Annotated in this window: 21 protein-coding genes; 10 read left to right on the top strand and 11 right to left on the bottom strand. The window is 35.8% G+C overall.

Annotation, left to right across the window (positions count from 1 at the left end):
• Positions 1-3 precede the first annotated feature (3 nt).
• The 3 genes from nrdE to nrdH are packed head-to-tail and all read right to left on the bottom strand — an operon-like array spanning position 4 to position 2,758.
• The gene (nrdE, locus tag BWD162_RS00960) at positions 4-2,154 is read right to left on the bottom strand and encodes a class 1b ribonucleoside-diphosphate reductase subunit alpha (RefSeq protein ID WP_078705051.1); all 2,151 of its coding nucleotides are present in this window, start codon (positions 2,152-2,154) and stop codon (positions 4-6) included.
• Complete coding sequence (gene nrdI, locus BWD162_RS00955) at positions 2,142-2,534, bottom strand: class Ib ribonucleoside-diphosphate reductase assembly flavoprotein NrdI (protein ID WP_078705050.1); 393 nt, start codon at positions 2,532-2,534, stop codon at positions 2,142-2,144. The genes nrdE and nrdI overlap by 13 nt, the downstream gene beginning before the upstream one ends.
• Positions 2,534-2,758 carry a glutaredoxin-like protein NrdH gene (gene nrdH / locus BWD162_RS00950; protein WP_078705049.1) on the bottom strand — a complete coding sequence of 75 codons (225 nt, stop codon included), beginning with the start codon at positions 2,756-2,758 and terminating at the stop codon, positions 2,534-2,536. The genes nrdI and nrdH overlap by 1 nt, the downstream gene beginning before the upstream one ends.
• Before the next feature lie 690 nt (positions 2,759-3,448).
• Between nrdH and BWD162_RS00945 the strand changes: the two genes are divergently transcribed.
• From BWD162_RS00945 to BWD162_RS00915, 7 genes are all read left to right on the top strand, one after another.
• On the top strand, positions 3,449-4,189 hold the full coding sequence (locus BWD162_RS00945; RefSeq protein ID WP_078705048.1) for an ABC transporter ATP-binding protein: 741 nt from the start codon (positions 3,449-3,451) through the stop codon (positions 4,187-4,189).
• Positions 4,190-4,204: 15 nt separating this feature from the next.
• A complete protein-coding gene (locus BWD162_RS00940) occupies positions 4,205-5,077 on the top strand; it encodes a metal ABC transporter permease (RefSeq protein WP_078705047.1) in 873 nt (290 codons plus the stop codon).
• 9 nt (positions 5,078-5,086) lie between these two features.
• The gene (locus BWD162_RS00935) at positions 5,087-6,025 is read left to right on the top strand and encodes a metal ABC transporter solute-binding protein, Zn/Mn family (RefSeq protein WP_078705046.1); all 939 of its coding nucleotides are present in this window, start codon (positions 5,087-5,089) and stop codon (positions 6,023-6,025) included.
• Between the two features lie 351 nt (positions 6,026-6,376).
• Complete coding sequence (gene ugpB / locus BWD162_RS00930; RefSeq protein ID WP_078705045.1) at positions 6,377-7,702, top strand: sn-glycerol-3-phosphate ABC transporter substrate-binding protein UgpB; 1,326 nt, start codon at positions 6,377-6,379, stop codon at positions 7,700-7,702.
• 105 nt (positions 7,703-7,807) lie between these two features.
• Entirely contained in the window at positions 7,808-8,692 is an 885-nt protein-coding gene (gene ugpA / locus BWD162_RS00925; protein WP_078705044.1) for a sn-glycerol-3-phosphate ABC transporter permease UgpA, read from the top strand.
• A gap of 11 nt (positions 8,693-8,703) precedes the next feature.
• A complete protein-coding gene (ugpE, locus tag BWD162_RS00920) occupies positions 8,704-9,555 on the top strand; it encodes a sn-glycerol-3-phosphate ABC transporter permease UgpE (protein WP_078705043.1) in 852 nt (283 codons plus the stop codon).
• Between the two features lie 2 nt (positions 9,556-9,557).
• Positions 9,558-10,595, top strand: a complete 1,038-nt coding sequence (locus BWD162_RS00915; RefSeq protein WP_078705042.1) for a sn-glycerol-3-phosphate import ATP-binding protein UgpC — start codon at positions 9,558-9,560, stop codon at positions 10,593-10,595.
• A gap of 83 nt (positions 10,596-10,678) precedes the next feature.
• Here BWD162_RS00915 and BWD162_RS00910 read toward each other — a convergent pair whose 3' ends face one another.
• From BWD162_RS00910 to BWD162_RS00900, 3 genes are all read right to left on the bottom strand, one after another.
• Positions 10,679-11,419 (bottom strand): glycerophosphodiester phosphodiesterase, encoded by a 741-nt coding sequence (locus tag BWD162_RS00910; protein WP_078705041.1) that lies wholly within the window; start codon positions 11,417-11,419, stop codon positions 10,679-10,681.
• Between the two features lie 177 nt (positions 11,420-11,596).
• Positions 11,597-13,153, bottom strand: a complete 1,557-nt coding sequence (guaA, locus tag BWD162_RS00905; RefSeq protein ID WP_078706102.1) for a glutamine-hydrolyzing GMP synthase — start codon at positions 13,151-13,153, stop codon at positions 11,597-11,599.
• Positions 13,154-13,286: 133 nt separating this feature from the next.
• The gene (locus BWD162_RS00900; protein WP_078705040.1) at positions 13,287-14,573 is read right to left on the bottom strand and encodes an RsmB/NOP family class I SAM-dependent RNA methyltransferase; all 1,287 of its coding nucleotides are present in this window, start codon (positions 14,571-14,573) and stop codon (positions 13,287-13,289) included.
• A gap of 240 nt (positions 14,574-14,813) precedes the next feature.
• Here BWD162_RS00900 and BWD162_RS00895 point away from each other — a divergent pair, with 240 nt between their 5' ends.
• On the top strand, positions 14,814-15,674 hold the full coding sequence (locus BWD162_RS00895) for a universal stress protein (RefSeq protein ID WP_078705039.1): 861 nt from the start codon (positions 14,814-14,816) through the stop codon (positions 15,672-15,674).
• Positions 15,675-16,232: 558 nt separating this feature from the next.
• Here BWD162_RS00895 and guaB read toward each other — a convergent pair.
• From guaB to BWD162_RS00875, 3 genes are all read right to left on the bottom strand, one after another.
• The gene (gene guaB, locus BWD162_RS00890) at positions 16,233-17,732 is read right to left on the bottom strand and encodes an IMP dehydrogenase (RefSeq protein WP_078705038.1); all 1,500 of its coding nucleotides are present in this window, start codon (positions 17,730-17,732) and stop codon (positions 16,233-16,235) included.
• A gap of 148 nt (positions 17,733-17,880) precedes the next feature.
• Positions 17,881-19,452, bottom strand: coding sequence for a phospholipase D family protein (locus BWD162_RS00885; protein ID WP_078705037.1), 1,572 nt, complete (start codon positions 19,450-19,452; stop codon positions 17,881-17,883).
• Between the two features lie 375 nt (positions 19,453-19,827).
• Positions 19,828-21,240, bottom strand: coding sequence for a sigma-54-dependent transcriptional regulator (locus tag BWD162_RS00875; RefSeq protein ID WP_078705035.1), 1,413 nt, complete (start codon positions 21,238-21,240; stop codon positions 19,828-19,830).
• Positions 21,241-21,508: 268 nt separating this feature from the next.
• Between BWD162_RS00875 and BWD162_RS00870 the strand changes: the two genes are divergently transcribed.
• Positions 21,509-21,883 carry a hypothetical protein gene (locus BWD162_RS00870; protein ID WP_078705034.1) on the top strand — a complete coding sequence of 125 codons (375 nt, stop codon included), beginning with the start codon at positions 21,509-21,511 and terminating at the stop codon, positions 21,881-21,883.
• 270 nt (positions 21,884-22,153) lie between these two features.
• On the opposite strand, the gene BWD162_RS00865 is transcribed toward BWD162_RS00870, so the two are convergent.
• Positions 22,154-23,149, bottom strand: coding sequence for a KpsF/GutQ family sugar-phosphate isomerase (locus BWD162_RS00865; protein WP_078705033.1), 996 nt, complete (start codon positions 23,147-23,149; stop codon positions 22,154-22,156).
• Between the two features lie 45 nt (positions 23,150-23,194).
• Positions 23,195-24,079 carry a UTP--glucose-1-phosphate uridylyltransferase GalU gene (galU, locus tag BWD162_RS00860; RefSeq protein ID WP_078705032.1) on the bottom strand — a complete coding sequence of 295 codons (885 nt, stop codon included), beginning with the start codon at positions 24,077-24,079 and terminating at the stop codon, positions 23,195-23,197.
• A gap of 269 nt (positions 24,080-24,348) precedes the next feature.
• Here galU and BWD162_RS00855 point away from each other — a divergent pair, with 269 nt between their 5' ends.
• The gene (locus BWD162_RS00855; protein WP_078705031.1) at positions 24,349-25,605 is read left to right on the top strand and encodes a lytic murein transglycosylase; all 1,257 of its coding nucleotides are present in this window, start codon (positions 24,349-24,351) and stop codon (positions 25,603-25,605) included.
• Positions 25,606-25,827 lie beyond the last annotated feature (222 nt).

The raw sequence follows: 25,827 nt of genomic DNA, 5'->3' as shown, positions 1-25,827 counted from the left end.
CTTCTACAAGCTGCACGAAACACAGCCATCAACTTCTGTTCCACTCAGTGCCTTTTGTCGCAGACGGATATAATAAACACTTTTTATGCCTTTTTTCCAAGCATAAATTTGTGCGCAGTTAACATCACGCGTAGTAGCTGTATCAGGAAAAAATAAGGTTAACGAAAGACCTTGATCTACATGCTGCGTCGCAGCAGCGTAAGTATCAATAATTTTTTCAGGCCCAATCTCATAAGCATCCTGATAGAAATCTAAATTTGTATTATCCATATAAGGAGCAGGATAATAAACGCGTCCAATCTTGCCTTCTTTACGAATTTCAATCTTTGAAGCAATTGGATGAATCGAAGAAGTCGCATGATTAATATAGGAAATAGACCCTGTAGGCGGAATAGCTTGAAGATTGCGATTATAAAGCCCATGTTCAATAATTGATTTCTTGAGCCCCTTCCAGTCTTCTTGATTTGGTATAACGATATTATTACGCTCAAAAAGTTCTTGTACAAGTGGAAATTGTGGTTTCCATTCTGTTTCAATATATTTCGTAAAAAAACTGCCATCTGCATAAGCTGATTTTTCAAATCCCACAAATACTTTTTGACGTTCGCGCGCAATCAAATTGGAAGCACGCAGTACGTGATATGTCACTGTATAAAAATAAATATTAGTGAAATCAATTGCTTCCGGCGATCCATAATAAATCCGCTCACGAGCTAAAAAACCATGCAAATTCATTTGTCCCAAACCAATTGCATGGCTTTCGGAATTACCTTTTGCAATAGAAGGTACACACGCAATATTACTCATATCAGAAACAGCAGTAAGAGCACGAACAGCTGTTTCCACTGTCCAACCAAAATCACTGCTTTCCATTGCTTTTGCAATGTTCATTGAACCAAGATTACACGATATATCATTCCCAACTGTACGATAAGTTAAATCTGTTTCCAGTTCACTTGCTTCATTTACCTGCAAAATTTCTGAGCATAAATTACTCATATTAATACGACCCGCTATCGGGTTGGTTCTATTAGCTGTATCTTCAAACAAAAGATACGGATAACCTGATTCAAATTGTATTTCCGCCAATGTCTGAAAAAAAACACGCGCACTTATTTTCTTTTTACGGATTTTTGAATTATCAACAAAAGATCGATAATGCTCTGTCAAAGAAATGTCGCTAAAAGGTTTCCCCACAATCCGCTCAATGTCATAAGGCGAAAATAAGTACATATCCTCATTATTACGTGCAAGTTCAAAAGTAATATCAGGGATAACAACACCAAGCGAAAGAGTTTTGATTCTAACCTTTTCGTCAGCATTCTCGCGCTTTGTATCTAAAAATGTCATAATATCTAAATGATGCGCATGTAAATAGACAGCACCAGCGCCTTGTCGCGCACCAAGTTGATTAGCATAAGAAAATGCATCTTCTAATAATTTCATCACAGGCAAAACACCAGATGACTGATTTTCTATCTGTTTGATCGGTGCCCCTGCTTCTCGCAAATTAGTCAAACAAAGTGCAACACCTCCACCACGTTTTGAAAGTTGCAAAGCTGAATTAATCGAGCGACCAATTGACTCCATATTATCTTCAACCCGCAATAAAAAACACGATACCAACTCACCTCGTTGTTTTTTTCCCGCATTTAAAAACGTTGGTGTTGCAGGTTGAAACCGCCCTGTAATAATTTCATCAACCAAACACTCAGCAAGAGTTTTATTGCCTTGCGCTAAATACAAAGCAACAAGGCAAACACGATCTTCATAACGCTCAAGATAGCGCTTTCCATCAAAGGTTTTTAGTGTATAACTGGTATAATATTTAAACGCCCCTAAAAAAGTAGGAAAACGAAACTTAAATGCATAAGCACGTTTAAACAGCTTTTTGACAAAAGAAAAATCATAAAGCTCAAATAATGCTTTCTCGTAATAACCTTCTTCTACCAGATAATCTATTTTTTCCTTCAAATCATGAAAAAAAACTGTATTTTGATTAACATGCTGGAGAAAATATTGCCGCGCAGCAAGGCGATCCATATCAAATTGAATATGACCATTTTCATCATAAAGATTAAGCATTGCATTGAGTGCATGATAATCTGTAATTTGATCCGGCTTCTGCAGCCCTTCCATATCTATTTTTTCCAAAACTTTTCTAATCCCTTTTTAACAAAAATAACGTCTTCATCTGTTCCACGCAACTCAAAACGATAAAGGCAAGGTACAAAACATTTTTCAGAAATAATCTTGCTCGCTAAACTATAATTACAACCGAAATTACGATTTCCGCCTCCAATTACTCCACGAATTAATTTACGGTTTTCTCTTTCATTAAGGAAGTGAATAACGGGCTTTGGCACCGCCATCCTGCCTTCTCCATTTGCATAGGTAGGTACAACCAATATATAAGGCTCCCCAACTAACACAGATGGTTTTTTTTTATCAATTTTGAAAAGCTGTTGACCTAACTGAGAAACGAAATACTCAGTATTACCCGTTACACTCGAATAATAGACAATAAGCCCCATTAGCCACAAAGACCATTAATCATATCTGGTCTAAAACCCGACCAATGATTTTCACCACACACAACTACAGGAACCTGACGATATCCTAGAGATTGAATAAAATTATAGGCTTGTTTATCACGGGAAATATCAACGACACGATAATTAATACCTTTAGCGTCAAAGGCACGATAAGTAGCATTACATTGGACACAAGATGGCTTACTATAAATAGTTATAGACATTCTTTTCAACTTTCATATTTCAAAAAAGACAACCTAAAAAAGTTCACTCTGACAATTTATACAAATACTTACAAAATAATAAAAATAGTAACTTTCATGTAAAATATATGCAGCTATATTTCAGTTACAAATAAATACAAACCCTTAGATATTAAGTTATCACACCCATGACTAAGTAATAAAAACTTGATACTAACAAATGATCATTTTACAAATAATACAAAACAACATTTTAAATCACTTCGACTTAACTTATTTCCACTCCCCTTTTACTGTTTTTATAAAAATAGTAAGAGGATGTTCCTTAACATCCTTTTAGACTTCCCACATTGCAAAAAGGTTTTTGATTTCAAACAACACAGCCCCCCCTAAACAGACACTTTAGCGGAACTACTACTCAATTATTCACAATACAATTTTATTTTTACTATATTGTAGAAGCAATCAAAGCTTCAAAAATGCGTGATATTCTCATTTGCACTCATTTAGAATCATCAATCATTTTGATACTATATATAGTATACACGCACGTTATTTCGTCAAGAAAAATTCAAACATTATTTTGAATTTTCCACGATCTTCCCATTGAAGTACACAACCTTCAAAAACATATGCAATAATATAACATTTCATTGACAAATGTAACTATATAACATAACTTATTTAGAGAAAATAGATAATGGTATTGATATGTACTTATATTTTAACAATGTAACACTAGGTTATGCAAATAAGATAATAATAAAGGATTTTTCAGCAAAATTAACAGTGAACTCATTAATCGCAATAATTGGCGATAACGGTTCTGGAAAATCTACATTGCTTAAAGCCATCGCAGGATTGATTAAGCCTATTAGTGGCAAAATCACAAAACCAATGAAAAGCCGTATCGCTTATCTTGCCCAACAGTGTGAAATTGACCGAACGTTTCCAATCAATGTAGAAACGCTTATAAAGACAGGACTGTGGTCTTTTTGTGGATTATTGAAAAAACAGCGCTCTTATCAAGATAAAATTAAAAATGCACTTGAAATAGTTGGGCTTACAGAGCTTGCTAATAGCTCGCTTGATACACTATCAAGTGGTCAATTACAGCGTGCTCTTTTTGCACGTATCATTGTACAGGATTCTGACATTATATTACTTGATGAACCTTTCAACGGTGTAGATCTCAATACCCAAAAAGATCTTCTTGCGCTAATTACTCATTGGCAAAAACAAGGACGAACTGTTCTTATGGCGCTGCATGATCCTCTCATTGTTCAAGAGCATTTTCCTCAAACGATTCAGATCAATAAACAATGTGCCTTTTATAGAGAAACAGAATCATTTTTTACCCCTAGTGGCCATCATATCATGCCATTTTTCATACCTAGTTTTTCTCCTAATAATTCACCAAAACAATATTTCCCTGTCAATGATTCTAAGTAGATTGGATCATAATACGTGTACGAGTTTTTCCTTGCACCTTTCATTGATTTCAAATTCATGCAAAATGCCTTAATCGGTTCAACTTTGTTAGCCATTAGCACCTGCCCTATCGGTGTATTTTTGACACTACGCGGAATGAGCTTAATAGGCGATGCCATGTCTCACGCCATTCTTCCTGGTGTTGCAATTTCTTTCCTTTTTTACGGATTTTCTCTTATTCCTATGGCTATTGGCGGTATCTTAGCCGGCATTATTGCCTCATTAGCAACTGCCTTAATTTCACGCAATGGCTTTCAAAAAGAAGACGCGTCAATGGCAGTCTTTTATCTTATTGCACTAGCAACAGGTGTCATTATTATTTCGCTCAAAGGATCAACTGTTGATCTTCTACATCTTTTATTTGGTTCAGTTCTTTCTATTGACACACAAACTCTTTGGTTAATTACCACCTTAATGTTGATAACAATGAGCAATCTGTGTATTTTCTGGCGTGCTCTTATAATGGAAAGCCTTGATCCATTGTTTTTTAAATCACTTTCTCCCTTAGGAAAATATATCCATATATTATTACTTGGACTTACGGTATTTAATCTGGTTGGTGGTTTCCACTCACTAGGAGCTCTAATGTCGGTCGGCATTATGATGATTCCAGCCATCACAGCTCGTTTTTGGCTTTCGCGGCTAGGGCTTATTTGTGTGCTATCTATCATTTTAGGAATAATTTCCAGCGCATTTGGTCTATTACTTTCTTTTCATGTATCACTTCCTTCTGGCCCTACTATTATTTTAGTTGCAGGATTTATCTATATTCTCTCTTGCTTCATAAGCCCACGCGGCTTTATTGCAGCACGGTTCCCTCGTCTTTTTTATACCTCTTCTTCATCATAGAAAAACAATATGCACATACGTGTTAAACAATTTGCCTTGCTCGGCTTTATTTTATTCCTCCCCTTTTTTTCATCTTCTGCCATTGCAAATAACAAGATCAAAGTTGTCGCAAGCTTTTCTATTCTTGCAGACTTGGTAGAAAATGTAGGAGGTGACCATATTTCTGTGATAACTCTAGTTGGTCCTAATGCAAGCATTCACACATATGAGTCTACTCCACGTGATGTAAAAGTTCTTAAAGACGCTCACGTTATTTTTGTTAATGGACTTCATTTAGAGGATTCTATTAACCGACTCATCGCAGCAAGTGGTACAAAAGCACTTCTTATTGAAGCTAGTGCCAACATTCCTGCCCTTACATTTAAACATCAAGAACATGGTACAAAACATCATCATCACAATAGCATTGATCCACATGCTTGGCAGGCTATCTCTAATGTGAAAATTTATGTCAAAAATATCGCTGCTGCCTTCTGTAAAATTGATCAACAATCATGTGAAAACTATAATACAAATGCTGATGCCTATATCCAAAAACTCGATACATTACAAACAACCATCACAACACAAATTGCGACCATCCCAAAAGATAAGCGTACCATTATCACATCTCATGATGCTTTTAGTTATTTTGCTCATGAATATGATTTTACTATATTTGCCCCTCAAAGTATTTCAACAGAGATAGAAGCCACTGCAGCAGATGTCGCCAACCTTATTAAGCAAATTAAAGCCAATAAAGCATCTGCATTGTTTGTTGAAAATATCTCTAACCCCCGCCTTATAGAACAGATTGCAAAAGAAACAAATTTGAAAATTGGTGGCATTCTTTATTCTGATGCATTATCGGAAAAAAACGGCCCTGCAGCAACTTATTTGAGTATGATGCAACACAATGTTAACAGTATCATCAATGCAATACAGAACACTCAAATTTTCAATAACTAAGACGTAAACAACAGTTTCCAAATAAAGCCCAACGGCATCTTACTAAAGATAATAAATAAATACTATATATTCTTACCTAAACAATACCAACTTCTTTCATCTTTGATCAGCTTTCTATTCTGCTCTTTTTTGAATTATTGTAGTCAATTACTTATAGTTATCATTGTACTCATTGGCATAATATTTCTAAAATGGTAAAACTAGCAAGCTTATACAAATTCGTTTGACCTTTTCGTGGTTCATGTTTAAATGAATTAACATATTTCTGAAATGAACCATCATGGCATTATTTATGCATCATAGTATATAATCTTGAAAGAACTATGTTCTATCAACTCAGAAAGGTGAATCATGAACCGTTTTTATCTTTCCGCAGCAGCATTTGCAATTGTTATGACTGCAGCAACAACGGGTTTCACGCAAATAAAAATCAGTTTTTGGCATTCTATGAGCGGTGAGCTAGGAAAACAAACTGAAAATTTAATTAATGATTTTAATGCAAGTCAATCTGATTATAAAATCATTCCTTCATTTCGTGGAGAATATGAAGAAAGCATGGTCTCACTTATTGCAGCATTTCGCGGAAAACAGCAGCCAGTTCTTGCCCAAATTTATGAAATTGGTACAAGTACCATGATGGCTGCAAAAGATGCAATTTATCCACTTTATCAACTCATGAATGACACAAAACAAGAATTTAACTCTGCAGACTATTTGTCTACCATCAGTAGCTATTACTCTGATGAGAAAGGACGAATGCTTTCTATGCCATTCAATGCTTCAACACCAATCCTTTTTTATAATAAAGATATTTTTAAAAAAGCAGGGCTTGATCCAGAACAACCGCCCAAAACATGGCAAGATGTTGAAAACTTTTCCAAAAAAATTCTCAACAGTAAAGCAGCAAGTTGTGGTTTTACAATGGCTTATGCAGCCCAATGGATTGGTTTAGAAAATTTCTCAGCATTACATAATATTCCCTTCGGAACAAAAGAAAACGGTTTTAGTGGGCTTGATTCAGAACTAACAGTAAATGGACCTTTGCAAATACGTATGTGGACTGATCTTAAAAAATGGTCAGATCAAGGTATTTTTCGCTACGGTGGCCCAGCTGGTGCATTAGATTCAGCCCCAATGTTTATGGCACAACATTGTGCAATCTTTATACAATCTTCAGGATCGCTTAGCGGTATCATTTCAGAAGCTCAGTTTAATGTTGGATTTGGTATGCTACCCTATTATGCTGATGTGAAAAATGTACCACAAAACTCAATTATTGGGGGTGCTTCTATTTGGGTTTTAAAAGGTCATACACCTGAAGAATATGCAGGAGCAGCGGCCTTCCTTAAATTTCTCTCGCGGACAGATAATCAAGCAAAATGGCACCAGACAACAGGCTATCTCCCCATCACAAAAGCTGCTCATGAACTAAACAAAGAACAACACTTTTATGAAAAAAACCCAGGTGCAAATATTGCTATTCAACAAATTGATCTCAACCCACCAACAGAGAACTCAAAAGGAATAAGATTTGGTAACTTCCCACAAATTCGTTCTATCCTTGATCAAGAATTGGAGGCCATCCTTAATGGCTCAAAAACACCTAAAGCTGGATTGGATAAAGCGGTCGAACGTGGCAATAAACTTTTGCGTGAATTTGAAAAAGCTAATCATTAAGATTTTATGATTATTGTTAAAAGCTAAAAATTTGACTTCAAAAACCGATTTTTCCAACTTTCTTTTGGTTTCTCTTCCAACACCTCTTACTAAAGAGCTCCGCAAATGCAAGAAAAACATGCATATTTTAAAAATAGACTATTCTCTTATTGTCTACTCTTTCCTCAGCTTTCTATAACTTTCTTGTTTTTCTTTTGGCCTACTGCCCAAGCGATAAAATCATCTTTTGAGCGTGAAGATCCGTTTGGTTTAACCACAACTTTTATTGGGATTGAAAACTATGTAACAGTTCTCTCTGATCCAATTTACATAAAATCATTTCTTACAACCATAATATTTTCTGTCTCTGTTACTGTTATTTCAATGACGATATCGCTTCTTTTAGCGGTTTCAGCTGATCGCGTTATTCATGCAAAAAAGGCTTATACAATACTCTTGCTCTGGCCTTATGCGGTTGCCCCCGTATTAGCAGGTATATTATGGCTGTTTATTTTTCACCCAACTATTGGAATTATTCCTTTTCTTCTTGAAAAAATAAATGTTATTTGGAATCATCGTATTAATAGCACTCAAGCAATGATCCTCATTGTGATTGCTGCTAGTTGGCAACAAATTTCTTACAATTTTCTTTTTTTTCTGGCTGGACTTCAATCTATACCACAATCTCAAATAGAAGCAGCCGCCATTGATGGCGCTGGGCCTTTTAAACGATTTTGGACTATAGTCTTCCCACAACTTTCACCAACAACCTTTTTTCTTCTTGTTATCAACATCAATTATGTCATGTTCGATACATTTGGCATTATTGATAATATAACTTTTGGAGGACCTGCGCATGCAACAACCACGCTTGTCTATAAAATATATGACGACGGTTTTAGAAATCAAATAATCGGTGCATCAGCAGCGCAATCAATAATCTTAATGTTTATGGTTATTGGTTTAGTACTTATCCAGTTTCGCTGGATTGAACGACGCGTACAATATTAAGGAAGGAAATTATGGTTGAAAATCGCCCTTTTTTGACATTTCTGACCCATCTTATCCTTATCGTCGGCATTATCATTATTTGTTTTCCAGTTTACGTTGCTATTATTGCTTCAACTCATAACTCAGCTGCATTTAGCTCGGGAACACTCCCTCTCTTACCAGGACAATATACTTTAGAAAACTACAAAATAATTTTTGGTGATGGTCTTGCGCAACTTGGTCTTCCAAACCTCTTACCACTTTTAATAAACTCACTCATAATGGCAATTGGTATTAGCGTTGGAAAAATTATTATTTCACTCCTCTCTGCTTACGCAATTGTCTATATGCGCTTCCCTTTTCGTAAAACGGCTTTTGCTTTGATCTTCGTCACATTAATGTTACCCATTGAAGTTCGTATTATTCCAACATATGCAGTCGTCGCACAGTTAAACATGATAAATACTTACAGTGGAATGATTATTCCATTGATTGCCTCAGCAACTGCTACATTTTTATTTCGTCAATTCTTCTTGACTGTTCCCGATGAACTTTTAGAAGCTGCTCGCATTGATGGTGCAGGACCATTTAAGTTTTTTAAGGATATCCTTTTACCTCTTAGTAAAAATAATATAGCTGCTTTATTTATTATTATGTTCATCTATGGATGGATACAGTATCTCTGGCCTCTACTTGTTATGACAGATCAAGACCACCAAACCATTCTCATTATCCTTAAACAACTTATTGTAGAATCACTTCAACACGATCCTCAATGGAATATCCTTATGGCAGTATCGGTTATCGCTATGGCACCACCCGTTTTAGTTATCATCTGCATGCATCGGCTTTTTGTTAAAGGCCTCACTGAAACGGAGAAATAGCCATGGCTATTATTCAATTATCAAATATAAAAAAACAATATGATAATGACACTACGGTCATTAATGATTTGAACTTAACCATTGCTGATAGCGAGCTTCTTGTCATTGTTGGTCCCTCCGGATGTGGAAAATCAACTTTATTACGCATCATTGCTGGACTCGAACAAGTCACCTCAGGTGAGCTCTATATTGATAATAAACATATCAACAATTATGAACCAGCTGATCGTGACATTGCTATGGTTTTTCAAAATTACGCACTCTATCCACATATGACAGTACGTGGCAACTTGGAATACGGCCTTAAAAATCGAAAAACACCCAAAGAAGAGATTAATAGGCGCGTCACACATGCTGCAAAACTTTTAGAAATAGAGCCATTTCTTGACCGTAAGCCACAGCAATTATCAGGAGGACAACGCCAACGTGTTGCAATGGGACGTGTTATTGTTCGTCAACCACGTGTCTTTCTTTTCGATGAACCGCTTTCAAACCTTGATTCAAAATTGCGTACACAAATGTGTATTGAAATTAAAAAACTACAACGCTCATTAAAAACAACCAGTCTCTATGTCACCCACGATCAACTAGAAGCTATGACACTGGCTGATAGAATAGTCGTTATGAATAAAGGAGCTATCGAACAAATTGGAACGCCAATGGAAATTTACGATTATCCAGAAACAATATTTGTTGCAAATTTTATTGGCTCTCCCCCTATGAATTTCCTTGATCGTCAAGCTCTAGAACAACATTTAAACAGTTCATTTTCTTGTAGTGAACAAACTGATATTTTAGCATTTAGACCAGAAGCAATTTTGTTGGGTGAGCACCCAGACAAAGGACCAGTTTTTCATACACACATTGAACTCATCAAACCTGTAGGAACAGGATGTCATGTCTTAACACGTTGGAATAATACCGTTTTCACAGTTGATATAAAAGAGCGCCTTATAAGTAGTTATGGGCAAAAATTAAATTTCACCGTTCCTAATCAGAGTTTTCATACTTTTAACAAGATTACAGGAAAACGCACATAATTAATAAAACTTAATTTAATTTCATAAGATTTTTTAGAAAACCTTTTATTTAATTAACTTTCGTCTTTATCATGACACATAAATTATAATAAAGACTGTTTTTCATTTTGTGAACGTAATTGTAAAGCAAGATCAGGTTGATCTGTTGTAATGTAATGCACAGGCATATTAAGCCAATGTGATAAACGAGCCTTCCCATTTATTGTCCAAACACCGACAGTAAAGCCAGCATCAAGTGCAGATTCAATAAAGTTTTGCGATACAATTGAACCATCTAAACTCAGATCAGAGTACCCCAATTGTTTCCATTTAGAAAAATGGCAAAACATATCACCTTCAAAATTATCTATACATGGACCAGATGGTATTCCTGCCTCAACAAAAGGGCGCAAACAAGCAGAATCAAAACTAATTGCTGAAACTCGTTTTGCCAAATTTCGGCTATTAATCAATCTAAGAGCTTTTTGAGATAAAATATATTCACGCTCAACCGCACCACATGTTTTAATTTCAAGACGCAGTGCAACGTTTGTTGGTACTAAAAGATCTAATAATTCTTCTAATAAAGGAGGAGGCTCAGTACTGCCTTTTACACAGAGTTGTTTACGTGTTTCATTATCAATATCATGAATATAGTCTTTCTGCCCCACCAATTGCTCAAGACAAAAATCATGAAATACCACTATCTCACCACTTTTAAGGAGATGAATGTCACATTCAATTTCATCAACTCCCAATGCAATTGCATGACGAAATGCTGAAAGTGTATTTTCGGAATAGAGATTAGCTCCACCACGATGAGCAACAATTTTTGGTTTAAACATAGATTATTTTTTACTTCCAAACTTCATACTATATCAATTAAAGAGAATAAGATGAGGATTAAAAAACAATATCAACCCAAGAACACTCCTCTCTAAACAATTACTCTTTTCTTTCAATTACCTTAAATACCACTTTCCAACAGCTTTTGATTTTTCAAACACTTGCATCTGATCTAATTATTCCCACTCAATAGTACCAGGAGGCTTTGAAGTTATATCGTAAACAACACGATTAATACCTCGAACTTCATTAATAATACGCGTTGCTACCTTGCCCAAAAAATTCATATCATACGGATAAAAATCAGCAGTCATACCGTCTACAGATGTTACAGCACGAAGAGCGCAAACAAATTCATAAGTACGTCCATCACCCATAACACCAACAGTTTGAACAGGAAGAAGAACAGCAAAAGCTTGCCAAATTTCGTCATAAAGACCTGCTTTACGAATTTCATCAAGGTAAATAGCATCCGCTTCACGTAAAATTTCTAATTTTTCTGGCGTTACTCCACCTGGACATCGAATTGCAAGACCAGGACCTGGAAAAGGATGGCGCCCAATAAATTGCTCAGGCAAACCTAACTCTCTTCCTAAAGAACGGACATCATCTTTAAACAATTCACGCAATGGCTCTACAAGTTGCATATTCATTCGCTCTGGTAATCCACCCACATTATGGTGACTTTTAATTGTTATTGCGTCACCAACAGCTGAAATACTTTCAATAACATCTGGGTAAAGTGTTCCTTGAGCTAAAAACTGTGCACCACCTACCTTTTTGGCTTCTTCTTCAAAAACTTCAATAAAAAGGTGACCTATAGTTTTGCGCTTTTTCTCTGGATCTGTTTCACCCTTCAGAGCATTGATAAACTTATGAGCAGCATTAACGTGAACAAGCTTTATATTATAATTATCGCGAAACAATGTAAGAACTTCTTCAGCTTCATTCTTACGCATCAACCCATGATCTACAAAAATACATGTCAGTTGTTCTCCTATCGCTTCATGAAGTAATACAGCTGTAACCGATGAATCCACCCCACCTGAAAGACCACAGATCACTCGACTTTTTCCGACTTCTTTGCGAATCGCAGCTATAGCTTGATCACGATAAGCAGCCATAGACCAGTCACTTTTAAGACCAGAGATTTTATAAACAAAATTTTGCAAAAGTTTTATACCATCTGGTGTGTGGACAACTTCAGGGTGAAACTGCACTGCGTAAAAATGCCGTTTCTCATCAGCAATGGCGGCATAGGGAGCACCTTGTGATGTTCCGATTACATGAAAACCTTCTGGCAAAGCCGTCACACGATCACCATGACTCATCCATACTTGTTGACATGATCCTTTTTCCCAAACACCATCAAAAAGCGTACTTTCCTCTTTCACTTCTAAAGAAGCACGCCCAAATTCACGCTCATGTCCAGCTTCAACTTTTCCACCAAGTTGAACACACATGATTTGTTCACCATAACAAATACCAAGAACTGGAATGCCAGCTTCAAAAATTTCTACCGGAGCACGTGGTGAACCATTATCAACCGTCGAATAAGGACTACCTGATAAAATAACAGCTTTAGGCTTAATACTTTTGAACTTCTCCAAAGCCAATTGAAAAGGAACAATTTCGGAATAAACACCTATTGCCCGCACTCGCCGTGCAATTAGCTGTGTAACTTGTGAACCAAAATCAATAATAAGAATAGTATTTGAATGCGATATACTCATAGAAAACCAATCAATAATTACAAAGAATAGCAAATGGGATTTATGGTTTAATCTTTCTCTTTTCACAAGCCTTTTGGCATTAGAAAAATATCATTGTTATACAATTTGAAATAAAAAACGTGGGAATACATTTTCAATGCTTCTTTTGTAAAATAGCTAAAAAGAAACCATCTGTCTGAGTTGATGCTGGTGATAAAGTTAGTCCATAATTCGAAAATATTGGTTGTATAGTTGAAGAACTAAAATGCCGCTGCCAAAGCGCACGCAGATCTACGGAGCAAAAATTGGAATGTTGTTGAAGAAAACGGGAAATTTGCTCTTCATTCTCATCTATAAAAAGAGAACATGTAATATAAACTAAACGTCCATTCGACTTAAGATAAACTAATGCCTCATTCAAAATAGCGAATTGCTCTGCTTGGCGCTGTTTTACTTGCTCTAGTGTCAAACGCCATTTCGCATCTGGGCGGCGGCGCCAGGTTCCTATTCCGCTACATGGGGCATCTAATAAAACTATATCCATCTGACCTACTAATGGCTTTAATTCTTCTACATGCACCCGTGATTGTACATTATGGATACCAGCTCGGCGAAGACGATTAAAAATAGGAGCTAAGCGAACTTTATTTGAATCATAAGCATAAATTTGTCCCCGATTATTCATATTAGCAGCCAAAGCTAATGTTTTTCCACCAGCCCCCGCACAATAATCCAATAACTGTATACCTGCTTTTGCTTCTGTAAGATGAGCAACAATTTGAGATCCCAAATCCTGTACTTCAAAGTGCCCTTTTTGGAAAGAAGGTTCAACTTGTACATTAGGATGACGGCCAAATTTTTCAATCGGTGCAATTCTTAAAGCTTGCTTAAACCACGAAAAAGATTGAACTTTGATTTTTGCTAATTCTTTGAGCACCTTTTCTGGTGTTGCTTTTAAACTGTTCACTCGTAAATCTAACGGAGGACGTGTTGCTAAAGCAGCAGCTTCAATTACCCAATTGTCAGCAAATAAGGGTTGAAGATGAGCTTGACACCATCGAGGAATATCACCACGAATATAGTCTGGTGCATCAACCAACTGACGTTTTTGCCATGAATGACGTTGTTCAGGGGCTAATAATTGTGGTGCAAACCGATCTCCTTCTAAAGTACTATCAATTTGTTCAATCGTCATTTCTCCAGTATCTAACAAAGCTCCAAAAGCTATGTTCCGAATATCATCACTATCCATACGCCATTGTAATGAATAACGTCGTCTCAAAACATCATAAACAATTGTACCAACTGCTGCACGATCACTTACTCCAGCAAAACGATGAGAAAGCCCCCAATCTTTTAAAGATTCACTTGCAGGACGATGCCGCATCTCTATTTCTCTTAGAACATCTATTGCTGCTTGCAAACGCCCACCTAATCGCAATGCATTCTCCTATTCAAATTGCTATCAATAAATAATTAAATCAAAAATTTTAAATGATCTTCTTTATTTTCAACTATAATTTTTAAATAACCCCAAAATTTATTATTGAAAACCGAATACTTCTAGCACTGTAGGCTAGAATTTTATTCTGAAGAAAGATAGAATTACTATTTCTATAACGTCGATATTAACGAAGATTATAAATCTCTTTTATAAGCAAGAACATTGGGAAATAATATAATGACAAAACCGATACTCGCTCTTATTGATTCTTCAGTTTATGCAAAACCTGTATGTGACCTAGCATTATGGGCTGCTAAATCTATGCAAACAACAATTCGGTTGTTGTATGTCTTGGATAAATCGGAAGAAGAAATTAGTTTACCAGATATACAACAAGCCGACAATAATACACTAAATCCATCCGACGTAAAACAACAAGATACCACTCTTGCTAAAGCACTTTTTGCACAAAAAGTTGGACAAACAACTTTGGAGGAAGCAAAAGATTATCTCAATTCTCAGAGTCACATTGAAATTGAAACACGCCTACGTCATGATAGCCTTATTGATGCATTAAATACTTATAATACCCAATCTTCGCTTATTGTTATGGGAAAACGTGGTGAACAAACAGCATCTGATAAAAAACGATTAGGGCTCAATTTTGAAAACGTTGTACGCTCCTCTGAGCTTCCAATTCTTGTTGCTTCACGTCATTTTTGCCCGATTCAAAGAGTTCTCATAGCTTTTGATGGTGGTCCTTTGATCATGAAAGCCATTGATTCTATTTGTACACGAAAATTTTTTAATAATCTAAATTATGTATTAGGTATGGCAGAATTACAAACACAAGCTGTGCAAGACAGTTTCAACGAAACATTAGCGCGATTACAATCCGCTGAAATTAAAGTTGAACCACTCAAAACAGAAGATAGCCTTGAACAAATGATTCTTCAGAACATTCAGACACTTCACCTTGATATGCTAATTATGGGAGCTTTTCATCATTCTAAAATGTATAATTTTTTATTTGGTTCCAAAACTCAGACTATTATCCATAAATCACCTATTCCAGTTATGATTACACGAGAATTATAAAGCTCTCTTTACCTTAATAAAAACAAACACTAAGTGGTTTAGCCAATAGTTTCGAGCATTAAACAGTTTACATTATAAAAAACACTTTTTGTTTAGGAGTGCTCTCACGCCATTCATTATATTCATCTTATTTCAAACAAAACGTAAATGAACTTTTTTAAAAATTCTCGGAACTACTATTTGATATGACCGTTCCTCTATATTGGTATATGTCAGATAATTAAAAAGGAGAAAATTAATGAATACTCATAATAATGGGAAAATAGCTGTATCTAAAAGCAGTCAGAATACAATGTCCTCACACAATAGAAAGAAATCCGTCCAAAGTAATCAAACTAGCGATCGCCACTGCGCATTAAAAGCAGGACGGAAAAATATGAAAAACTAATCTTTTCATTTTAAGATAACTTCTAGAAGGAATTGGAATAGTAACACCCAATTCCTTCTTTTGGTAAGTTTAGAATCGCAATACATAACCGCAAACACATGATAGATACCATATCATTTTTCCAAAAGAACTCGTTGTATTGATATAAAATAACACCATGTTTTAGCGTATCAAATAGGACCACGATAATTTGGACTTTCCCGCGTAATGGAAACATCATGTGTATGACTTTCATAAAAACCAGCATTCGTAATACGAACAAATGTTGCTTTTTTACGAAACTCAACTAAATTTTGTGCTCCAACATAGCCCATTGAAGCACGTAACCCGCCAGCCAACTGGTGTAAAACTGATGCTATAGGACCTTTATAAGCAACTTGACCCTCAACACCTTCAGGTACCAGTTTAAGTTCATCCTGAACCTCAGCTTGAAAATAACGATCTGCCGATCCTCTCGCCATAGCAGCAACCGACCCCATACCCCGATAAGCTTTAAAAGAACGCCCCTTATAAAGATAAACTTCCCCAGGACTTTCATCGGTACCAGCTAAAAGAGAGCCAATCATAGCAGCGCAAGCTCCTCCTGCCAAAGCTTTAGCAAAATCACCTGAAGTTTTGATACCACCATCAGCAATAATGGGAATCCCTGCTTTATCAGCAACTTCTGCAGCATCCATAATAGCTGAAAGCTGAGGCACACCAACACCTGAAACAATTCGCGTTGTACAAATAGAACCAGGCCCAATACCAACTTTTACCGCATCTGCACCACTATCAATCAAAGCTTGTGTTGCTTGTGGAGTCGCTACATTACCAGCCATAATAGTTGTAGAAAGCGCCATTTTTTTAATACGTTCAATCGTTTCTAACACACGCTGAGAATGTCCATGAGCTGTATCAATCACCAATACATCAACGCCTGCTTCAACTAATCGTTCAGCTCGTTCAATTCCATTATCCCCTACACCACTAGCAGCTGCAACACGTAAACGGCCTTGTGAATCTTTAGTAGCATTCGGATGTAGCCGTGCTTTTTCAATATCTTTGACTGTTACCAAACCAACACAGCGATTTTGCCCGTCTACAACCAATAGTTTTTCAATACGGTGATAATGTAAAAGATACTTTGCTTCATCTAATTGAACATTTTCACGCACTGTGATTAAATTTTCATGCGTCATTAATTCACGGATTTTCTGCTTTGGATCTGATGCAAAGCGCACATCCCTATTAGTTAAAATACCAACCAGTTTACCAGAAATTCCACCTTTAGCTCCATTTTCAACAACTGGAATACCTGAAATGCCATGAGAACGCATTAAATTCTTTGCCTCTTCCAGTGTCGCATCTGGCCCAATTGTTACCGGATTAACAACCATACCGGATTCAAATTTTTTTACTTGACGGACTTCTTCAGCTTGCTCTGCAGGGGACATGTTACGATGAATAACACCAAGACCACCAGCTTGAGCCATAGCAATTGCTAAACGCGATTCTGTCACCGTATCCATTGCGGCAGAAAGTAAAGGCAAATTTAATTCAATATCGGCTGCAATACGTGTTTTAAGGTCCACTTGGCTAGGCATAACAAGCGAATGGCCAGGCTGCAGAAGTACGTCATCAAAGGTAAGCGCCAATACACCTGTTTTGGTTTCAACAATTTTTGTCATAGCCAAATTCCTTTAATAATGAAACACTGGCAAATAAATATAAAATGCAGCTATAGTTTTTATGCGTTGTGAATTGGCAACAAATTATGCCATGCTACAAACAAAATGAAAAGAAAATAAATATTTTTCCAATATATACTTGTATAAACTATAATTGTGATTCAATTGGCAACCAACTCATTATCTTTGCAAATACGCGACGCCTAAAACTGCTTTCTGGTTCATAATCAATACTATATTGTTTTTCATTTTCAATAAAATCCCAGTAAATAAGATCATTATCCCCAAGACGTAAACAATAACTCATTTCACCTGTTGTTTCCTCTAAAAAAAGCAAATTCAACATAGCTGTAATTGGTGGACACTCAAAAAGAATACCCATTTCTGTATTCAATGAAGCTGATCGAGGATCAAAATTTAAAGATCCAACAAAAGCAGTTTTATGGTCAATTAAAAAAGCTTTTGTATGTAAACTCGCTTTACTTGATCTAAACAACCACAACCGGTGGGAGCCTCCATCCGGTTTTAATTCATAAAGTTTAACACCACTTTTCAATAACGCCTTACGATAAGGTGCATAACCACTATGCACCACCACCACATCAGTAGCCGCTAAAGAATTAGTAAGAATTCTAACATCAACACCTTTTGACACCAAACTGCTCAAATGCTGTGCTCCTGCTTTACCAGGAACAAAATAAGGCGATGTAATTTGGACTGTCTTTTGTGCACCTTCAATAACCTGTGAAAGTACCTCCATTAGCCAATTACCTATTTTCTTTCCTAATGCTTTTTCTGGAGGATCAGAAAGAACTTCAACTTTATCTGCTAAAAATAATCGCTTGCCTGTTTGAATAAAACATTCAAAACTGATATATTTGTTGACATAATCTAAATAAACTTTCGCGACTTTGGAATGACGAAATTTCTGTAATTTATCCTTCCAATTGTCGAGGTTATTTGTACTTTTTGGAACTACTAGAGCATGAATTGGTAACACTACAGGGCTATTCCAAAAATCATCAAAGATAGCTTCTACTTTTTTAACCGACGGACCAATTAACATCAGATCTAGATCTCGGAAACTTGCCTCCCTACCTGCATCAAAATAAGAATCCGCAATATTGCGTCCTCCTACAAAAGCTACTCGTCCATCTACAATAAAAGCTTTATTATGCATTCTGCGTGTTACAACAAGTGCCCGCAATATAATCTCTAAACTACGACGTAAACCACCACTGCGTGCTCGCCCTGGATTAAACATTCTGACTTCAATGTAAGGATGTTTATTAAGCGCAATATAAGCTGGGTCACGTCCCTGAGCATTAATATCATCCAAAAGAAGACGTACTCGTACACCACGATCAGCTGCTTCCACCACTTCACTAAGTAACAAACGTCCTGTTAAATCATCATCCCAAATATAATACATCAAATCAAGACTGCGCTCAGCCTGTGCCGCCGCCATTGTACGAACACAAAACGCATCTAAATTACTAGTAATGAGTGAAAGAGCATCTTTCTCGATCCCTAATCCATTCGTCTCTTTTGCTAATCGACTCACTATACGATCAAGCTTGGTTACATCTTTCTCAACATTAAATGCATAAGAATACTCCTTTATCGTGCTTTTGGCAAAACGGCCATAAGCGTAAATTGCCAACATGCATGCTATGATAAAAAAGATAACAGATCCGATAATCATATGTAACAGAGTCAAAGTGATACACTTTCTAATTTAAAAGCTACTGTACACTCATAAATACGTACTCTAACACTAAAATCAATGTTCTTATCATTGATTGATATAATAAGTAGAATCTCATTATTTGCTTGAAAAAATATAACCATCACATCAGTGATTCTAAAATTCTGCTTCTGATGCGAAAAAGCATGAAATGTCCGTTTATTATCTGTAATATGCAATCTTAACTTCAATACCATAACAATAAAGCTAATTAGAATATCCTTAAACAAAATTGCATATTTATTAAGCTGTAAAACAAAAACATCAATTAAACAATGACTCCAAATCTAGTCAGATGCTCTTAAAAAATAAAAGTCTTTATATTACTATTATTCAAAATAACAATTCTTATGAATAGAAATCTATTATAGATTTTCCTTCTATTTTTGACCGTTTGTCATCCTTGTATTCTTCTATTTTACGATAAAGTGTAGAACGTCCTATACAAAGACGGCGAGAAACCTCACTCATACGCCTCTTATAATGTTTAACTGCCTTTTCAATAATATCGCGCTCCATATCTGCAAAAGTACGGACATGTCCTTCAGAATTTAAAAATTGTATAGACTTTTTTTCAGAATGTTCTTGAACATGATTAGACATAATACTTGGAATACCAAGTAATGAACTTCCCATTAATTGTGGAAAATCGCGAACAGTTAACAAAGGTCCTTCACTGAGTAAAACTGCACGAAATAATAAATTTTCAAGCTCACTATGGTTACCAGGCCAATCATATTGCATAAGTAATGAAATAGCCGATCCCGCCAAACCATGTACATGCGACCGCCCTGTTTCAGTAATGATATGATCAATCAAACGCTGAGAAATTTCTGGAAGATCATCCCTCAATTCCCGCAAAGTAGGAACATTGATACATAATTGGGAAAACTGTTCAAACAAATCATGAAAAAAAACGTTATCTTTAACTAGATCCTCAAGTTGTGACGTTGATATGGCAATAATGCGAAAAGGAGGCTTTTCATTCTTTGTAGCTTCTGCTCTCTCTTTAAGATAATGTGCAAAATGTTTTTGCTGTATAGGCTCGAGTTTATCAACATCACAAAGACAAAGAGTTCCCTTTTCAAGAGAAGAAACTAGTGGTAAAAATTCTTTAAACCATATGTGTTTTTCTTGCTCTGGATCAACAACAGGTGAACATTGAAAGCGGATAAAAGCGCCTTCTGAAAATAAGCTTTCACAGTGAATAATGCGTGCTAATGTTTCACGACCAGTTCCTATTTCACCTGTTATCAAAAGATTCTGTGAGGAAATAGCCGCACCTTTTGATTGTTCTAAAACCACTTGCATTGCACTGCTTTTTGTATAGAGATCAGAAAATCGTAAACAATTTTTATTTCGCCGTTGGATATAATAAACTTCACGTTCTAATGCAGAAGTACGTGAAAGATTATTCAATGTAATTCTCAATCGTAGTGGTGTAACCGGATAAATCCAATAATCAATAGCTCCAGCTCTTAAAGCTTTTTGAAGTGATTCTTGATTATCTTGCTTTGCTATAACAATAACAGGAACAGAGACTCCAGCAGCTCTAATTGTTGTGATCAAATCACTTATACTCAAATCACTCATAACAACATCAAGCAATGCAAGCATGATATTTTTACGTCTATGTAAAAGATCGATCGTACGTAAGCTATTTTCTGCTTCAATAACACGATAACCAAGATCTCGGAGCATAGCAGAAAACTCTATACGTTTTCCGTGATCTTCACTCGCAACAAGAATAGGGCCAACCATAATTTAATAATCTCCTCTGAGACTACTAAACAATATTAATATGAGAATTATTGCAAATCATAAAAAATATTTTACCTTTTGTATCATGCGTGTTAAATTTATTATTTTAATAATTAACAACATTAAGATATTTTTTCCAATTATTTGCTTTTTCATTAATTTTTAGCAAAAACCTCAATATTAATTAATTAAAGTAACTTAATAATAATAATCTTAAGTTTATTATAAATAATTGAAAAGCAACATAAAAATAAATAGAGTGAAACAAATGCAACATATCTGCCGCATTTTATGTCTTATAATTACTATTTTGGCGATAGGGGCCTGTAGCCTTCCACACCATTATGGGCAATACCCAACTGTAGAAAATATACCAACTGGAATTGATGGTGAATGGATTGATAAAAATGGTATTATTTCTTCTTTCCGCAATGGTACTTTTGAAACACGAGCAGCAGACACAAAAGAAAAATTATCAGAAGGCATTTACAATTACGTTAATGCCCAACATGTAGAAATTGAAATACGCTCAATTCTCCGTGGAACTATATCCAAAGCTAACTGTACGTTATCAAATGATACACTGCAGCTTTTTTGCACATCAAGCACTGGATTACAATTTTCTCTCAACCGTCAAATTTAAATGAAAATCAAAAATTCTATCTAAATTTATAAAATAAACTTATAGGAAGCCGTAATTCCTCTTCCTAATAGAGCTTTTAGAACTAATGTAAAACATTAACACATTATCTCACTTATAAACCTGCTATACAAATCCTAAGATAGGTAAACAATAATCCTTTGACAACAACACCTTCACAGAGCAATTTTATATTTAAAACTGCTCTTCTTTATTGAATCTACCTTAGCTTTTGCACATTATAAAATTTTATCTGATATCACACCTATTAACTCAAACAGCACCAATACGCAAAAGATCATGAAAATGAACAATCCCTATGGGTTTCTTATCTTCAATGACAAAAAAAGCACCAATCTGATGATCATTAATAAAAGCTGTCGCAGCACCAACAAGTGTATCTGGGGTTACAATTTTAGGATCCTTTGTCATTACTTCATCAACATTGAATTTTGATAAATCACAATGAATATTACGTGCAAGATCGCCATCTGTTACAATTCCAATTAATTCACCTTTTTGGTTTATAACACCAACACAACCAAAATGTTTTTCAACCAAAATACTTACCGCTTCAGTCATAGGTGTACCTTGTCTAATCAAAGGAAGACTATCACCTTGATGCATAATATCACGCACATATTTAAAGTTTACACCAAGCGAACCACCAGGATGATAAATTTTAAAATCTGTTGCACTAAAATCATGCCTTTCTAAAAGAGCAACAGCTAATGCATCACCCATCGCCAATTGCATAACTGTGGAAGTTGTCGGAGCAAGCCCATGAGGACAAGCCTCTTCTACCTTTGGTAATAATAACACAATATCAGCTTTTCGCCCTAATACAGAGTGCTCACCAGATGTCATTGCAATAAGTGGGATACGAAAACGCGCAGCATGATTTATAATGCCGCTTAACTCCATAGTTTCACCTGACCATGACAAAGCAAGAATAACATCATCGCAACTAATCATACCAAGGTCACCATGATTAGCTTCTGCAGCGTGTACAAAAAAGGCAGGTGTCCCCATTGAAGCTAAAGTTGCAGCAATTTTCGTTCCTATATGACCACTCTTACCAAGACCAGTAATCACCACATGACCTTGAGCATTACTAATGGTTTGAACGGCCTTGTTAAAAGAATCTGAAAGATTGCTTAAAAGAGCTGTTTCAAGAGCTTCAAGCCCTCGTTTTTCGTGAGAAATAGTTTTAAGAGCTGATGTAATTGCACCTTGTAAAGCCGACATATTAGAAGACTGTATCATCATAATTAAATTTGATAAATGAAATCAAAACAGAGATCTATATAATTTTTAAGTTTTTATCGTTTCAAGTAAGTTTTTTAATGAAACAGAAACATGTTGATGCATATCAGCACGTGCTAAAGCAAACGCAACATTGGCTTCAATAAAACCAGTTGTAGAGCCACAATCAAAAGTATATCCATCTAACTGAAAACCAAAAAAAGCCTGCTCATTTGAAAGCCGCACCATAGCATCTGTTAACTGAATTTCATTTCCTGCCCCTCTCTCTTGATTGGAAAGAATATTAAAAATTTCTGGTTGTAAAATATAACGTCCATTAATGTATAAATTAGATGGAGCCGTTTCCTTTTCTGGTTTCTCTACCATTTTTGTGATTTCAAAACCGTTTGCAATTTGCTTACCTTTTCCGACAATACCATACTTGTGAACATCTTCAGTATTACATTCCTGAACAGAAATAATATTTCCTCCACCTGTTTTTTCATAAAGATAGATCATTTCAGAAAGACAATTCTTTTTAGCCTGTATCAACATATCTGGTAATAATAAAGCAAAAGGTTCCTTGCCGACTAACTCACGTGCACACCAAAGAGCATGCCCAAGCCCCAAAGATTGCTGTTGCCGAGTAAAAGAAGTCATGCCAGGTTGCGGCTGCAAATCTTGTAAATGTTTAAGTTCTTCTTGTTTGCCACGTTCAGTAAGTACTGTATATAATTCGACCTGCGCATCAAAATAATCTTCAATCACTGCTTTATTGCGTCCAGTAACAAAAATAAGATGTTCAATGCCCGCCTCACGTGCCTCATCTACAACATATTGAATAATAGGTTTATCAACAACAGTCAGCATTTCCTTAGGAACTGTTTTTGTTGCAGGAAGAAAACGAGTACCAAGACCTGCTACGGGAAATACTGCCTTCCGGATTTTACGCACACTTACTCTCCTGATTATGAATATAGCGTTTGCTATATAGCTTTCTGATTTAATGTATCACCGTGTTTTAACTAAAATTCTAAAAGATGCCTCACTGTTTTAGTTGGATTATCATAAAAATTAGTTATAATAAAAGACACGAATAGTTAAATAATCAGAATACTTTTTCAAAGTTTTTCGATTTAGCTGGGTAGTATACTTTACAAACCAAATACAAAAAACGAAATTACTTCACACTAAAGTATTCTAAAATCGGCAGTAACAAAAAGATGAAACCAATAACACTGAGTCTATTTTCTTCTTCAAAGAAATTAATAAATCGCAGAACCTTTATCATTGGTGTAGTCTCTACTTTTTTGGCTCTTTCAACATCTTTTTCTTCATTTGCACACACTGAGCGTGATTTTAAAAGCTGGATTAACGAATTTAAAAAAATAGCTTTAGCTAACAACATCTCATCAACTACATTTGATATGGCTTTTAAAACTGTTGACGCAATTGACCCAGCAATTTTAAAAAAAGCAGCGTATCAACCAGAATTTATCGATTCTCCATGGAACTATTTCGACAATCGTGTTCATAATATTGCCATTGTGGAAGGACAGCGTCACGCTCAAAAATGGGAACCATGGCTCTCTAAAATTGAAAAACGTTTTGGTGTTAACCGCAATATTCTTCTTGCCATTTGGTCTATAGAAAGTAGCTATGGAAAAGTTTTGCAAAACAAAAATGTGATGCATGACGCCATTCGTTCACTTGCAACTTTAGCTTACGCAGACCAAAAACGTAAAAAATATGCACACACACAACTTATTGCTGCAATGAAAATTTTACAAAGCAGTGGCATTCATCGTTCTCAACTTACCGGATCTTGGGCCGGCGCATTAGGACACACCCAATTTATCCCAACGAGTTATCTTGCCTACGGCGTTGACATGGATGGAGACGGACGTTGTAATATTTGGACATCAATTCCAGATGCACTTGCTACTGCTGCTAATCTTCTTCACATGAATGGTTGGCAACCTGATCTTTCTTGGGGTGTTGAAGTTAAATTACCACATAGAAAAAAACTCCCTGAAGATTGGCTTTCCTTTGAGCAATGGGCAAAGCTAGGTGTTCGACATGCACATGGGCAACCTTTTCCTTCTTCTTCTCAACTTGCAATATTGAAATTTCCCGATGGGCCAGAGGGACCTATATTTTTAGTAACAAAAAATTTCTTTGTTATTAAACGTTACAATAATGCAGATCGTTATGCTTTTGCCGTTGCTCTCCTTGCTAATCGTATTGCTGGACACCCTGGATTAGTACAAGATTGGAATCGACCATTCAAACCTATTACTTTCCAAGAACGTTTGGAGTTGCAATCTCGCTTAGCTGCGCTTGGAGATTATAAAGGAGAAATTGATGGGAAAATTGGTACAGCTTCCAAGCAAGCCATTAAAGCTTTTCAACTGCGCCATGACTTAGAAGTTAATGGATACCCAAGTCATAAAGTTCTCTCTTTTCTCAGAAAACAATAATCTAAAAGTAGATATTCACACCAATTCTACTTAATATATTTGATTACCTTCTTTTTTCCACTTTTTCTTTTATAATGACAAAGCTAATTTCAATTAAAGTGTAAAACTTTTTTGAATTGTGTATGCATATAAAAAACACTTACAATCACTATAATACTTTACGAAATATAGAAAAACATACAAAAATTAAAAAAAGCAAACGTAAAAATACATTCTCATTAT

The organism is Bartonella sp. WD16.2, from assembly GCF_002022505.1.
Taxonomy (GTDB): domain Bacteria; phylum Pseudomonadota; class Alphaproteobacteria; order Rhizobiales; family Rhizobiaceae; genus Bartonella.
Note: the sequence above shows the minus strand (reverse complement) of the source record. Positions and strands in the feature narration are given on the sequence as shown.

What these genes read in the sequence shown, in the direction of transcription:
- nrdI (WP_078705050.1), bottom strand. Translation starts at nt 2,534, where the DNA reads ATGGGGCTTATTGTCTATTATTCGAGTGTAACGGGTAATACTGAGTAT.
- nrdH (WP_078705049.1), bottom strand. Translation starts at nt 2,758, where the DNA reads ATGTCTATAACTATTTATAGTAAGCCATCTTGTGTCCAATGTAATGCT.
- BWD162_RS00945 (WP_078705048.1), top strand. Translation starts at nt 3,449, where the DNA reads ATGTACTTATATTTTAACAATGTAACACTAGGTTATGCAAATAAGATA.
- BWD162_RS00935 (WP_078705046.1), top strand. Translation starts at nt 5,087, where the DNA reads ATGCACATACGTGTTAAACAATTTGCCTTGCTCGGCTTTATTTTATTC.
- ugpB (WP_078705045.1), top strand. Translation starts at nt 6,377, where the DNA reads ATGAACCGTTTTTATCTTTCCGCAGCAGCATTTGCAATTGTTATGACT.
- ugpA (WP_078705044.1), top strand. Translation starts at nt 7,808, where the DNA reads ATGCAAGAAAAACATGCATATTTTAAAAATAGACTATTCTCTTATTGT.
- ugpE (WP_078705043.1), top strand. Translation starts at nt 8,704, where the DNA reads ATGGTTGAAAATCGCCCTTTTTTGACATTTCTGACCCATCTTATCCTT.
- BWD162_RS00915 (WP_078705042.1), top strand. Translation starts at nt 9,558, where the DNA reads ATGGCTATTATTCAATTATCAAATATAAAAAAACAATATGATAATGAC.
- BWD162_RS00910 (WP_078705041.1), bottom strand. Translation starts at nt 11,419, where the DNA reads ATGTTTAAACCAAAAATTGTTGCTCATCGTGGTGGAGCTAATCTCTAT.
- guaA (WP_078706102.1), bottom strand. Translation starts at nt 13,153, where the DNA reads ATGAGTATATCGCATTCAAATACTATTCTTATTATTGATTTTGGTTCA.
- BWD162_RS00895 (WP_078705039.1), top strand. Translation starts at nt 14,814, where the DNA reads ATGACAAAACCGATACTCGCTCTTATTGATTCTTCAGTTTATGCAAAA.
- guaB (WP_078705038.1), bottom strand. Translation starts at nt 17,732, where the DNA reads ATGACAAAAATTGTTGAAACCAAAACAGGTGTATTGGCGCTTACCTTT.
- BWD162_RS00875 (WP_078705035.1), bottom strand. Translation starts at nt 21,240, where the DNA reads ATGGTTGGCCCTATTCTTGTTGCGAGTGAAGATCACGGAAAACGTATA.
- BWD162_RS00870 (WP_078705034.1), top strand. Translation starts at nt 21,509, where the DNA reads ATGCAACATATCTGCCGCATTTTATGTCTTATAATTACTATTTTGGCG.
- BWD162_RS00865 (WP_078705033.1), bottom strand. Translation starts at nt 23,149, where the DNA reads ATGATGATACAGTCTTCTAATATGTCGGCTTTACAAGGTGCAATTACA.
- BWD162_RS00855 (WP_078705031.1), top strand. Translation starts at nt 24,349, where the DNA reads ATGAAACCAATAACACTGAGTCTATTTTCTTCTTCAAAGAAATTAATA.